The organism is Paenibacillus sp. FSL R5-0473, from assembly GCF_038004565.1.
GTDB lineage: Bacteria > Bacillota > Bacilli > Paenibacillales > Paenibacillaceae > Paenibacillus > Paenibacillus amylolyticus.
Map to the genome: position 1 here is coordinate 1,422,862 of NZ_JBBORL010000001.1, position 13,316 is coordinate 1,436,177.

General features: G+C 45.8%; 10 protein-coding genes. 9 read left to right on the plus strand and 1 reads right to left on the minus strand.

What is annotated here, in order from left to right:
* Window positions 1-65 precede the first annotated feature (65 nt).
* The 6 genes from MKY28_RS06175 (at window position 66) to MKY28_RS06200 (ending at window position 5,566) form a co-directional block, all read left to right on the plus strand.
* Window positions 66-1,178: a Gfo/Idh/MocA family protein gene (locus tag MKY28_RS06175; protein ID WP_036614448.1), complete on the plus strand. Its 1,113-nt coding sequence runs from the start codon at window positions 66-68 to the stop codon at window positions 1,176-1,178.
* Window positions 1,179-1,379: 201 nt separating this feature from the next.
* The gene (locus MKY28_RS06180) at window positions 1,380-2,348 is read left to right on the plus strand and encodes a sugar phosphate isomerase/epimerase family protein (protein WP_036674961.1); all 969 of its coding nucleotides are present in this window, start codon (window positions 1,380-1,382) and stop codon (window positions 2,346-2,348) included.
* Window positions 2,349-2,372: 24 nt separating this feature from the next.
* Window positions 2,373-3,101 (plus strand): ThuA domain-containing protein, encoded by a 729-nt coding sequence (locus MKY28_RS06185; protein WP_017687549.1) that lies wholly within the window; start codon window positions 2,373-2,375, stop codon window positions 3,099-3,101.
* Window positions 3,102-3,432: 331 nt separating this feature from the next.
* Entirely contained in the window at window positions 3,433-3,729 is a 297-nt protein-coding gene (locus MKY28_RS06190) for a winged helix-turn-helix transcriptional regulator (protein WP_074096966.1), read from the plus strand.
* A gap of 194 nt (window positions 3,730-3,923) precedes the next feature.
* Window positions 3,924-4,655, plus strand: a complete 732-nt coding sequence (locus MKY28_RS06195) for a hypothetical protein (protein ID WP_051450045.1) — start codon at window positions 3,924-3,926, stop codon at window positions 4,653-4,655.
* A 197-nt stretch (window positions 4,656-4,852) separates the two neighbouring features.
* Entirely contained in the window at window positions 4,853-5,566 is a 714-nt protein-coding gene (locus MKY28_RS06200) for a hypothetical protein (protein WP_017687552.1), read from the plus strand.
* Window positions 5,567-5,653: 87 nt separating this feature from the next.
* Here the strand turns inward: MKY28_RS06200 and MKY28_RS06205 are convergent, their stop codons facing one another.
* Complete coding sequence (locus MKY28_RS06205; RefSeq protein WP_101313605.1) at window positions 5,654-6,370, minus strand: Crp/Fnr family transcriptional regulator; 717 nt, start codon at window positions 6,368-6,370, stop codon at window positions 5,654-5,656.
* A 430-nt stretch (window positions 6,371-6,800) separates the two neighbouring features.
* On the opposite strand from MKY28_RS06205, the gene adhE reads away from it, so the two are divergent.
* From adhE to pflA, 3 genes are all read left to right on the plus strand, one after another.
* Entirely contained in the window at window positions 6,801-9,413 is a 2,613-nt protein-coding gene (gene adhE / locus MKY28_RS06210; RefSeq protein ID WP_074095716.1) for a bifunctional acetaldehyde-CoA/alcohol dehydrogenase, read from the plus strand.
* A gap of 638 nt (window positions 9,414-10,051) precedes the next feature.
* Window positions 10,052-12,310, plus strand: coding sequence for a formate C-acetyltransferase (gene pflB, locus MKY28_RS06215; RefSeq protein WP_036614438.1), 2,259 nt, complete (start codon window positions 10,052-10,054; stop codon window positions 12,308-12,310).
* A gap of 89 nt (window positions 12,311-12,399) precedes the next feature.
* Window positions 12,400-13,152 (plus strand): pyruvate formate-lyase-activating protein, encoded by a 753-nt coding sequence (gene pflA, locus MKY28_RS06220; protein WP_340937847.1) that lies wholly within the window; start codon window positions 12,400-12,402, stop codon window positions 13,150-13,152.
* Window positions 13,153-13,316 lie beyond the last annotated feature (164 nt).

The window sequence follows — 13,316 nt, forward strand, 5'->3', positions numbered from 1 at the left end:
AAAACATATGTATCTCAACCATTCAAACGCAGATTTTCACCATGCGTAAGGAGATGAACATCACAGTGGAGAAAATGAAAGCAGGCATCATCGGGTGTGGTAACATCAGCGCCATCTACTTGGAAAATCTCAAAAACAACCCGGTCATTGAAGTCGTGGCTGTTGCGGATTTGATTCGTGAACGCGCTCAGGAACGGGCAGATGAATTTAATATCGCAAACGTTTACAATGTAGATGAGTTGCTGCAAAATAACGAAATTGAACTTGTGTTGAACCTTACGGTTCCTGGCAGTCATGCCATGACCGATCTGGCTGCACTCGAAGCAGGCAAACATGTGTATGCCGAGAAGCCGCTGGCCATTTCTCTTGAGGATGGTCGCAAGGTTGTTGAGTTGGCTGAGGAAAAGGGATTGTATGTTGGTTCTGCACCGGATACCTTCCTAGGTTCAGGCATACAGACAGCTCGTAAAGCCATTGAGGATGGGCTGATTGGCAAGCCCGTTGCAGCGACTTCATTCTTCATGGGTGGAGGACCAGAAGCTTGGCATCCTAATCCGGAGTTCTTTTATGTCGCAGGTGGCGGACCGATGTTTGATATGGGACCTTACTACCTGACCGCTCTGATTACGCTGCTTGGACCGATACGCAGAATCAGCGCCTCGGCAGGCATACAGATTGCAGATCGCAAGATTGGCTCTGGGCCGAAGGAAGGCACAGCACTGCAAGTAGAGACGCCTACCCACTTGGCAGGAACCATTGATTTTGCAGAGGGTGCCATTGCAACCATGATCACCAGTTTTGATATTCGTGGAGCTTCGGATCTGCCACGTATTGAAATCTATGGTACAGAAGGTACGCTTAGTGTACCGGACCCCAATTATTTTAACGGGGAAGTGAAGGTTCGCAGATACGGTCAAGACACTTGGGAGACGGTCAAACCAGTCTTCGAAAGTGGACAAAACGAACGAGGCATCGGCGTAACGGAAATGGTTGAATCCATTCGTGCCGGACGGGAACACAAAGCCAGTGGCAAGCTTGCTTATCACGTACTGGAAGCCATGCATTCATTCCAGCGTTCTTCACTTGAAGGCAAGCACATACATCTGGAAAGCAGCTATGATTCTTTTGCAGTAACTCGCACAGTTCAAACTGAGATTGAAACCGTGGAATCCCACTAGTCTGAGCAATAAGTGTTCGAAGCTTGATGCTCTTACGAGTGAAGCAGAATAACCAGTATTCTTACGTTCAATTTCAGGATAGAAACACTCTCGATTTTCCACACTAATCAAACAGGCATGTGATCTGAACGGTAATTGTATACAGTTCAATATTCATGAATTCAGCAATCATACGATATCTAATCCAGGGAGGAATCGCACTTGAAACTCGGCGTATTTTTGGTACTATTCGGAGGACGTAAATTGGAGGATGCTCTTGATTATGTAGCATCCAAGGGATTAAAAGCAGTAGAGATCGGAACAGGCGGACATCCAGGCAATGCACATTGTAAGCCAGATGAGTTATTAAGCAATCCTACAGCATTGAAAAACTTCAAAAATGCAGTGGAATCACGTGGTTTGACGATCAGTGCACTCAGCTGTCATGGTAACCCGCTACATCCGCAAAAGGATATTGCCAAAGGATTTCACGATGATTTTGTTAAAACGGTAGAACTGGCTGAGAAGCTGGAAGTACCTGTAGTGAATACATTCTCCGGTTGTCCGGGAGACCATGAGGATGCCAAATATCCGAACTGGCCTGTTGCACCATGGCCAAATGACTTCCAGGAGATCCTGAAGTGGCAGTGGGAGAACAAAGTGATCCCTTACTGGACAGAGTGGGGTAAATTTGCAGCAGATCGTAACGTAAAAGTTGGATTGGAGCTGCACGGTGGATTCTCCGTTCATACACCAGCAACCTTGCTGAGACTGCGTGAAGCAGCAGGTGAAGTGATCGGAGCCAATCTGGACCCAAGTCACATGTGGTGGCAAGGTATTGATCCGGTTCAGGCAATTCACATCTTGGGACGTGAAGGGGCTATCCATCACTTCCATGCAAAAGATACAACAATTGATCCGGTAAACGTGAACAAACACGGTGTAACGGATATGCAGGACTATACCAATATGCTGGATCGGGCTTGGCAGTTCCGCTCGGTCGGTTATGGACATGATAACAAGACTTGGGCAGATATTATGAGTGCCTTGCGTCTGGTCGGATATGATTATGTAGTAAGTATTGAGCACGAAGACGGTCTGATGTCGGTTGAAGAAGGATTCTCTAAAGCTGTGCAAAATCTCCAGCAAGTATTAATCGAAGAACCGCTGGGCGATATGTGGTGGGTTTAGAGCTACACTAGGGGGAAATTGAATATGATCAACGTCACCATTTGGAATGAATTTGTCCATGAGAAAATTCACGATGAAGTAAGGGAAGTCTACCCGGATGGTCTGCATCGAGCACTGGCTGACGGACTTGGCGGCGAAGGCTTTGCTATTCGTACAGCTACACTGGATCAGCCTGAACACGGATTAAGTGATGAAGTGCTGAATTCCACAGATGTGCTCATATGGTGGGGACATATGGCACATGATCGCGTAAGCGATGAGATCTCACAGAAGGTTGCGCAGCGAGTGCTGAACGGGATGGGAATGATTGTGCTCCATTCAGGTCATTTCTCCAAACCATTCAAAGCGCTGATGGGAACAAGCTGCGATCTGAAGTGGCGTGTAGCTGACGAGCAGGAAATTGTATGGTGTGTTAACCCATCTCATCCGATTGCGGATGGCATCGAAGGCAAGATTGTATTGGAAAAAGAAGAGATGTACGGTGAATTCTTCGATATTCCAGTACCGGATGAACTGGTGTTTGTGAGCAACTTCCAGGGTGGGGAAGTATTCCGGAGCGGATGTACGTTCCGGCGTGGTGAAGGTAAAATCTTTTATTTCCGACCAGGTCATGAGACATATCCGACCTATTACAAACCGGAAATATTAAGAGTGATCAGCAACGCTGTGAAATGGGCATATCCTGCCCGCAGCTTTAAGCCGGAATTTGGCAAGAGCGAACCTGTAAGACCATTTGGTGGCGTGCTGGTCTAATTCACTAACTCAATCGTGTAATGGAAATTATAAGTTTTATTCAAAAAGAACCCTTCTCCGAGTCATTGATGACTGTGGCAGCTGGGTTCTTTTTGGGTAAGATAGTACTATGGGGAAGTTATACGATATTTCCCATGGTGACGACGTAGCGTGTAATGTATACTGGGATGTATGATCCATTTTGGATGATATGCTTCTAAAATTTAAACTTTTTAGTTGCAGGCGTTTTCTTTGAAGCTTAAATATGTTATTATGAAATATACTAACAAAATGTAAGTTGATTTGAGTGATCTCTAAAGAGGTGATTAATGTGGAAGGTCAAGACTTGCGGATGTGTCCGCGTTTTGAGACGGCGTTTTCTTTTTTGGGCAAGCGCTGGAATGGTTTAATTATTCAAACATTGATGAGTGGTTCGAAGCGATTCAAGGATATCTCCAATCTGATTCCATCCATGAGTGATAAGATGTTATCCGAACGGATGAAAGATCTGGAGAGTGAAGGTATTCTGGTTCGTCACGTCTATCCCGAGACGCCAGTTCGTATTGAATATGAACTGACGGATAAAGGTAGAGCGCTCCAGCCTGTCATGAATCAAATTCAAGACTGGGCTGAGCAGTGGGTTGACTAACGCATAAGCAATATCACCCACTTTTGTTGCATGAATGACATAGACTCCTGATTTCTGTGGAAATCAGGGGTTTTTGTCTTAAGTACTATGTTGTTCGGCGTTTTTCTCTTGGGCTATGCACATGTTGTCATGAGTTGTAGTATAATCTATAGAAAATGGCCACAGACGGCCGGAGCGAAGGAGGCCCACTTGTCATGAGAGAAGAAAGCTTATCCCGTGAAGTACGCTACGGCAAAAAAGATATTGCAGAACTTGAGAGCGCATCCATTCAGGTCCATCTAATTTACAAAAAAGCTGCAGAGTTGTTTAAGCGCACAGCATATTCCCGTTCGGTTAAGGATGATCTTGCCGAAGTGAATACGCATTCTGTGAACAGCGATGGTCCGAAATTAGCTCCGGCGGTGCTGCAAAAATGGATTCAAACGTCCAGGGGCTGGAAGTGTATCGGATGTGAGCTGGGACAACCTGATTCAACGATGTCTCAGATGGAAGAAACTATGCATGCTAAGCAATTGGCTTTAGATGTGGGAGAAGGTCGGTTGGTTGAGGCAGAAATGCTGATTCAGGCGGTTGTCTGGTCTCAATATGAGAAGATTCGAATGTTTGCACCATGGCTTGGTGATGAACCCTTTTATAGCGTGCAGGAGCTGGATGTCATTGCCCGTTACATTGTGCCTACCTATTTCTCGGAACGCCCTTTGCATGAGCAAGGGAAGGTATTTAAGGTCCATCAACAATATGGGCAGATTCCGTTGTATCAGGAGTATGTAGACGCACCTTCATGCTGCGTACAGGTGGATGGTGGATTACTTGAAGGGCGATTGCTGACAGGGGTCTATGTGTCTGAGGAGCAGTTCTTCGGGCTTAATCCATATCTGAAAGATGGAGATGGAGGACGGACATACATGCAGGCTTGTGTCCAATGATAACGTAACCAATGATAACGTAAAAATAATTTAGATTGGAGAGCCTGTGTGCAGGCTCTCTTTCTTGTACAAGCCTTATTTGCAGGCGGTACCCTATAAAAGTAACGGCTTTGACACTTTTTTTTGCCGAAGGTTGTGCCATAATAGAGGTTATGGACAACAGGGTGAATGATTTTACGCAGGGTGGTGTTACCTACATGATGAAGAAAATCCCCGGTTACATAGGTGTATGTTTGCTCCTACTGGCGATCTTGGCTGGTTGTAGTGAGACACAGCCTTCTGAGCAGCCAATTGTCAAAGAGACAGAAACAGCGAATACAATCACAGTGGCTGTAGATGGCAGTACGTTTTTGCCTGATGCAACAAAGTCCATTAAGCGAGATTTTAGTGAGGGTTTGACACTCAAAAAAGCATTACTCAATAGCGGACTGGTTGATTTTACGGCAGATGGCAAGCGGATTCAATCCGTGGGTGAAGTTTCTCTGGATTCTTCGCTGAGCTGGGCTGTCAAATTAAATGGCAAGGATATTGAACAGGAAGATTGGGACATGGAGCTTCATGCCAAAGATGAAGTGATCATTTACGTGAAAGCCGCTGACAGTGGGGGGGATGGCGTTGCATATCAGACAACGTTACTCAAGGTTAGCGGTGGAAACATTATGCCAACCCTTAATCGTCAATATGCCGGCGTCTACGTTCAAGAGTGCACAGTTCGCGATGTGTTGAAGTCCAGCGGCATTGTAAGAATGTCGGAGAACAACAAATTTGTCGTCTCGGTCGAGAATGTCACGCCTCGTATGAATGAGCGTTGGGTCATTATGGTGAATGACAAAGAATTAATGGAAAATGGTCTGGACATGAAATTGAATCCACGTGATGCGGTAAAGCTCGAATTAACCAATGCATCCTAAGTATACCAAGAAGCCCAATCTCTTTTTAGAGAACTGGGCTTTTTTTCATTAAATATATAAACAAGATCCGATCAGCATAGTCAAATATTAAATACGACAGATCTCGTTCGGGCAAAGCTCACAGTGACAGATTCCTTGCAGCATCTTCAGATCTTTGATGACAATCATTCCATTGTCATATTCAATCCCATCTTTCTTACGCAGGTCGCTTAACATGCGGTTTACACTTTCACGAGTGGCTCCAATCATATTGGACAGGTCCGTGTGGGTAATTTTTTTGTGAATAATGACATGCTCTCCATGAGGCTCACCATACGAATTCGACAACCGAATGAGGGTGGAGCAAAGTGCACCCGGTTTGCCATATAACATGAGATCCCGGAATTTGGTCTGTGTCAACCGGTGGTGGATGCCCATCCATTTCATAAAATCGATCGCGAAGTCACAATGCTGGCAGATTAACATTTCCAGGTCTTTATGTTCCAGTACACCGATCTCACTGTCCTCCAATACTTCCGCTGAGAAGCTGTGTTTAGAGCCAAAGAAGGGATCAGCCTGCCCAATCATATCACCGGATTGATACATGTACATGATCAGTTCCTTGCCTTCATCCGTGGATTTGGTGATCTGGGCACGGCCCCGTTTCATATAATAAAGTTTGTCAGAGATGTCGCCTTCCCAGTACAGATGTGTACCTTCCGGATAGGTTCTATCTTTCATGGTAACCAGCAGATGGTTGAAATTTGCTTCCGAGAAACAGTTAGTATTACCGCGCGTTTCCAGTACAGTTGTTAGTTCTCTCATAAGTCTATCTCCCCTTTATGTCCATCGGACGACCTTCTGTAGTAAGCAGTAGCCTCCGAGGTTCGCCGCAAACCGTTGCCGTCCTGATCAGGGTCATCTCGGCCGGGAGGAAGGACGGTACAAATTGCGGTGGTTCAATTTTTAAGTTCAGTATATACCTAATCTTACCGTTTGAGGGGGAAGGAAAGGGGGCAAAAATGACGAAATTTCAAACATTGTGATAAAATTCACTTTTAATGAAGAAGATGAATTTTACAGCTCTATATTTTAAATAGGAAGTGAAAATGGTCGTATGAAGGACACTACAAAACTTAAATTAAATTTGTTATACTTTGTGAAAAAAATCACATAATTAAGTTTATTGTCATGTTACGATGTGAATGTAAACGAGAGAGACAAACTAATACGAACCTTTAGGAGGATGAGGGAGATGGCTGTAAAGAACGAAGTCGCCCCAGCAAAAGAACCGACAGCAGGTCAGTATATTCAAACGTTAATCGACAAAGCGAATAAAGCACACGCCGCATTCATGAAGATGGACCAGAAGCAGATTGACCGGATTGTGCAAGCAATGGCGCTTGCGGGTCTGGATAAACACATGATGCTCGCCAAGATGGCCGTAGAAGAAACAGGCCGCGGAGTGTATGAGGATAAAATCACCAAAAATATATTTGCAACAGAATATGTGTACCACAGCATCAAGTACGATAAAACCGTAGGTGTGATTGAAGATAACGAGTATGAAAGCTTCCAGAAAATTGCGGAGCCGGTCGGCATCATCATGGGTATTACACCAGTTACCAACCCAACATCAACGACGATGTTTAAAGCATTGATTTCCATCAAGACGCGTAACCCAATCATCTTTGGCTTCCACCCATCTGCACAGAATTGTAGCCGGGAAGCTGCCAAAATCCTGCTGGAAGCGGCTGTGAAACATGGTGCACCAGCAGATTGTATTCAATGGATTGATGATCCTTCCATGGATCGTACAAACGAACTGATGAATCACAATGATGTGGCTCTTATTCTGGCAACAGGTGGATCCGGCATGGTACGTGCAGCGTACAGCTGTGGTAAACCTGCACTGGGCGTAGGACCGGGTAACGTACCTTGCTTTATCGAGAAAAGCGCGGATATCAACCAGGCAGTAACGGATTTGATCCTGTCCAAATCTTTCGATAACGGCATGATCTGTGCTTCCGAACAAGCGGTCATCATTGAAGAACCGATCTTCGATCAAGTGAAGAAAAAAATGATTGCAAATGGCTGTTACTTTGTTAACAAAGATGAAGCAGCAAAATTGACAGCAGGTGCGATTAATGCCGAGAAATGTGCGGTGAACCCGGCGATTGTTGGTCAATCTGCGGTGAGCATTGCCAAATTGTGCGGTATTGAAGTTCCAGCAGGCACCAAAATTCTCGTGGCCGAAATTGAAGGGGTAGGTACCAAATTCCCATTGTCGGCTGAGAAATTAAGCCCGGTACTGGCTTGTTACAAAGTTAAAACGGCAGCAGAGGGAATTGAACGTGCAGCAGAAGTGGTTGCTTTTGGCGGCATGGGTCACTCCTCGGTTATCCACTCCACAAATGAAGAAGTGATCGGCAAATTCGCAGATCGTCTGCAAACTGGACGGATTATTGTGAACTCACCATCCACACACGGTGCCATCGGGGATATCTACAACACAAACATGCCGTCATTGACACTGGGCTGCGGATCATACGGACGTAACTCGACTTCTTCCAACGTAACCGCTGTGAACTTAATCAATGTGAAAAGGGTGGCTCGCCGTACCGTGAATATGCAATGGTTCAAAGTGCCGAACAAAGTCTACTTCGAAAAAGGGGCAACGCAGTATCTTGCTAAAATGCCTGACATCACACGTGTGGCCATTATTACGGATGCCATGATGGTGAAACTTGGATATGTTGAAAAGGTAGAACACTATCTGCGTCAACGCCAAATGCCAGTAGCGATCGAAGTATTCTCTGATGTAGAACCCGATCCATCCACAACGACGGTAGATCGCGGAACCGAAATGATGCGCCGCTTCCAACCAGACTGCATTATCGCACTTGGCGGTGGATCACCGATGGATGCTGCCAAAGCCATGTGGTTGTTCTATGAATATCCGGACACGGACTTCAATGATCTGAAACAGAAATTCATGGATATCCGCAAACGGATCTACAAATATCCACGTCTCGGCGTAAAAGCGAAATTTGTAGCGATCCCAACCACATCCGGTACAGGTTCTGAAGTGACATCGTTCGCGGTTATCACAGATAAAAATCAAGGTAACACCAAATATCCATTGGCCGACTATGAGCTGACACCAGACGTAGCGATTGTCGATCCGGAGTTTGTATACTCCCTGCCGAGAACAGCCGTTGCCGATACAGGTATGGACGTACTGACGCATGCGATTGAAGCTTATGTATCTGTTATGGCAAATGATTACACGGATGGACTTGCGATCAAAGCAATCCAACTGGTGTTCCAATACCTGGAGCAATCTGCGCTGCAAGGCGATAAACTGGCACGTGAGAAAATGCATAATGCTTCCACAATTGCAGGTATGGCGTTTGCCAACGCATTCCTGGGCATTAACCACAGCTTGGCGCACAAATGGGGCGGTCAGTATCACACCGCACACGGACGCACCAATGCGATTCTTATGCCACACGTCATTCGTTACAACGCGAAAAAACCGACCAAATTTGCATCGTTCCCGAAATATTCGCACTTTGTAGCGGATGAGCGGTATGCCGAAATTGCCCGCATCTTGGGATTGCCTGCTCGTACGACAGAAGAAGGCGTAACCAGTCTCATCAATGCGATTCGCAAACTGAACAAAACACTGGGTATTGAAGAATCGTTCCAAGAGATCGGATTCGATGCCAAAGACTTTGAAGCACATGTCGATTATCTGGCAGACCGTGCCTTCGAAGACCAATGTACAACCGCCAATCCGAAGTTGCCGCTGGTAACTGAACTGGCTGATGTGTACCGCAACGCTTTCTACGGAAAGTTTGAATAATAAATTTAGAACAAAGCGTGCTTTACGGCAAGAAGATCAGGGTTCCCCGAGAGGGGAGCCCCGATTGCCGTCTTTCACACAATAACGAGAGGGCAGAAAAACAGAAGAGCGAAGCATCTGTTTTTCAGGATTTATTCTAAGATTTGGTTTGCTCCGAGCGTAGAGGAGCAAAAGGGTTCTATAGAGGTTACACGTAATCCGTGATGTGGCTGTTTGAGCCAGATGTTCACACAATAACGGAGTGGGCAGAAAAAACTGAAGAAGCGGAGCGTTCGCCTTTATCCCCGGATTTTCCCCTTTGAAATATAAAATTGAAAAAATCCGGGGATAACAGCGATCGGAAGTTGTTCTGCCCGCGCAGTGGCTAAGTGTGAATTTACAGGGGTCAATGGGACACAGCGCAGGTGGAGTGAGTTAGTTCACTGGCTTTGTGACAAAAATCACAGATGATGAAAGCCCCAAGTCGTATACTGAAAATGTAAGAAAAACATTCATCCCGCGGTTCCGGTTCCCAAGTAGAGAGAACATGTTCCGGTTTATGTGAAACAATTCACATTAATCGCGGCTCTGGGCACACAATGCTACGAATGAAGCAAGATGTTATGTGTCCAGAAATCCAAATTAGTGGAGGGATTACGATGTCGGTGATTGAAAAAGATGTCAAACAACAAACAGGCTGGAGAAACTTTACCAAAGGAACATGGACCAAATCCGTAGATGTGAATGATTTTCTGGCACACAACTTGTCTCCGTATTACGGCGACGAAGCATTTCTCGCAGGTGCAACCCAGAATACCAAAGAATTATGGGAGATCGTATCTGATCTGACCAAAAAAGAACGGGATAACGGCGGTGTCCTTGACGTTGATGTGAACACACCAGGTACTATTATTTCTCACCAACCCGGTTATCTGGATCAATCCAAAGAGCAGATTGTCGGCGTTCAGACCGATGCTCCGTTCAAACGTTCCATTCAACCAACAGGCGGAATTCGCATGATGATTGACGCATGTGAGGCATATGGCTTTGAAATGCCACAGGGCGTCATTGATATATTTACAAACATTCGCAAAACACACAACCAGGGTGTGTTCGATGCTTATACTTCCGACATGCGTGCAGCGCGTAAAGCAGGAATTATTACAGGTCTGCCAGATGCTTACGGCCGTGGCCGGATCATCGGTGACTATCGTCGTGTAGCTTTGTACGGGGTAGACTTCCTGATTCGTAACAAAAAAGGCGAACTGAATGCACTCGAAGTTGATGTTATTGATGAAGATGTCATTCGTCTGCGGGAAGAATTGTCTGAACAGATTCGTGCATTGCAAGAATTGAAACAATTGGGCGATATGCACGGGTTCGATATTTCCTTGCCAGCGACAACAGCAAAAGAAGCGTTCCAATGGTTGTACTTCGGTTATCTCGCTGCGATCAAAGAACAGAACGGTGCTGCGATGTCACTGGGACGTGTATCTTCTTTCCTGGATATCTACATTGAACGTGACCTGCAAGAAGGGATTCTGTCCGAAGAACAGGCTCAGGAATTGGTTGACCATTTTGTAATGAAACTGCGGATCGTCAAATTCCTGCGTACACCGGATTACAACGAACTGTTCAGTGGAGATCCAACATGGGTGACTGAGTCCATCGGTGGTATGTCCGTGAATGGCGAAACACGTGTAACCAAAAACAGTTTCCGTTTCCTGCATACACTGCACAACCTGGGTCCTGCACCAGAACCAAACTTGACTGTTCTCTGGTCAACGAAACTTCCAGAAGCTTTCAAAGATTATTGCAGTAAAGTATCCATCGAAACCAGCTCAATCCAGTATGAAAATGATGATCTGATGCGTCCGATCTACGGTGACGATTACGGTATTGCTTGCTGTGTGTCGGCGATGAAGATCGGGAAACAAATGCAATTCTTCGGCGCTCGTGCCAACCTGGCAAAAGCTCTCCTGTATGCGATCAACGGTGGTCGTGACGAGAAATCCGGAGCACAAGTTGGACCTGAGTATCCTGCCATTACTAGCGAAGTGCTGGATTACAATGAGGTTATGAAACGCTTCAAACCAATGATGGAGTGGCTGGCTAAGCTGTATATGAACACCCTCAACGTCATTCACTACATGCATGATAAATACAGCTATGAGCGTATCGAAATGGCATTGCATGACCGTGACATTGTACGTACGATGGCTTGCGGTATCGCTGGTCTGTCGGTTACAGCAGATTCACTGAGTGCGATCAAATATGCCAAAGTAAAACCAATTCGGAACGAACAAGGCATCGCTGTTGATTTCGAAATCGAAGGAGACTTCCCTTGTTACGGTAACAATGAAGACAGCGTAGACAGCATTGCTGTTGAACTGGTCGAGAACTTCATGGGCATGATTCGCAAGCACAAAGCTTACCGTAACGCAGTTCCAACACAATCCGTTCTGACGATCACTTCCAACGTGGTATATGGTAAGAAAACAGGGACTACACCGGATGGTCGTAAAGCAGGTGAACCATTTGCTCCAGGTGCAAACCCAATGCATGGTCGTGACAAAAAAGGTGCACTGGCATCCCTTGGCTCGGTAGCCAAATTGCCTTATGAACACAGTCTTGACGGGATTTCCAATACCTTCTCCATCGTGCCAAAAGCATTGGGTAAAGAGGAGACTACACGTAAATCCAATCTGACTGCGATGATGGATGGTTACTTCGGTCAAAACGCTCATCACCTGAACGTTAACGTATTTGATCGTCAGCAATTGATTGATGCGATGGATCACCCGGAAAACTATCCACAACTGACTATACGGGTATCCGGATATGCTGTTAACTTCATTAAATTGACTCGTGAACAACAGTTGGATGTCATCAACCGTACGTTCCATGGCTCGATGTAAGTAATTTGCTAGTAGAAGACCGCTAGAGCAAGGTATTCCAAATCATATTAAACGCACAGCGGATGCGGATACAGAAAGGAAGAGGCAGCATGGTTAACGGACATATTCATTCACTCGAAACTTTCGGGACGGTTGACGGCCCAGGCATCCGCTTTGTGCTTTTTATGCAAGGATGTCTACTCAAATGTCAGTATTGCCACAACCCTGATACATGGGCGCTGGATGGTGGAAAAGAAATGGCGCTTGAGGAGGTACTGGCTGAAATTGAGCCTTACCTGTCTTACTACCGCAGCTCCGGAGGCGGGCTCACGATATCTGGCGGAGAACCAACGTTACAGGCCCACTTTGTAGCCGAGATCTTCAAGGAAGTGAAGCGGCGCTGGGGATTGCATACGACACTGGATAGCAACGGTTTTAACGAACCGGAACGGATTCACGATCTGTTGGATCAAACAGACCTGGTTCTGCTGGACCTCAAACATATTGATGATGAGAAACATATCAAGTTGACAGGCAAATCCAACGAGAGAACGTTGAAAACAGCCAAGTGGTTATCGGAGCAAGGTCGGAAAATGTGGATACGCCACGTGTATGTGCCTGGTATTCATAACGAGGAAGAGGATCTGCTTAACCTCGGACGGTTTATTGGAACATTAAATGGCGTCGAGAAGTTCGAAATTCTTCCATACCATCAGATGGGGATCTACAAATGGGAGGCGCTCGGTAAAGTATATCCACTGGATGGAGTTCCTTCACCAAGTGAAGAAGAAGTGGAGCGGGCGTATCGCCTGATCGAACAAGGTCGCCAGGAAACAGCTGGCGTGGCTTGTTCAGGTAAGTGATCTAACCTTTATATAGTAAAAACAATCAACCCAAGCAGTCCTTGCGAACATGTTTCGCAGGGGCTGTTTTTTGTCCAGTGAAGGATTTTATCCCTCCATTGATGAATTGTCATCCTTACGATGTAAGCTCCGGCTTTTTATAATCAGAGTGTAAAGCCAAACGC

Bases quoted from the DNA above. Each gene is read 5' to 3' on its own strand.
- MKY28_RS06185 (WP_017687549.1), top strand. From the start codon at position 2,373: ATGATCAACGTCACCATTTGGAATGAATTTGTCCATGAGAAAATTCAC.
- MKY28_RS06190 (WP_074096966.1), top strand. From the start codon at position 3,433: ATGTGTCCGCGTTTTGAGACGGCGTTTTCTTTTTTGGGCAAGCGCTGG.
- MKY28_RS06195 (WP_051450045.1), top strand. From the start codon at position 3,924: ATGAGAGAAGAAAGCTTATCCCGTGAAGTACGCTACGGCAAAAAAGAT.
- MKY28_RS06200 (WP_017687552.1), top strand. From the start codon at position 4,853: ATGATGAAGAAAATCCCCGGTTACATAGGTGTATGTTTGCTCCTACTG.
- MKY28_RS06205 (WP_101313605.1), bottom strand. From the start codon at position 6,370: ATGAGAGAACTAACAACTGTACTGGAAACGCGCGGTAATACTAACTGT.
- adhE (WP_074095716.1), top strand. From the start codon at position 6,801: ATGGCTGTAAAGAACGAAGTCGCCCCAGCAAAAGAACCGACAGCAGGT.
- pflB (WP_036614438.1), top strand. From the start codon at position 10,052: ATGTCGGTGATTGAAAAAGATGTCAAACAACAAACAGGCTGGAGAAAC.
- pflA (WP_340937847.1), top strand. From the start codon at position 12,400: ATGGTTAACGGACATATTCATTCACTCGAAACTTTCGGGACGGTTGAC.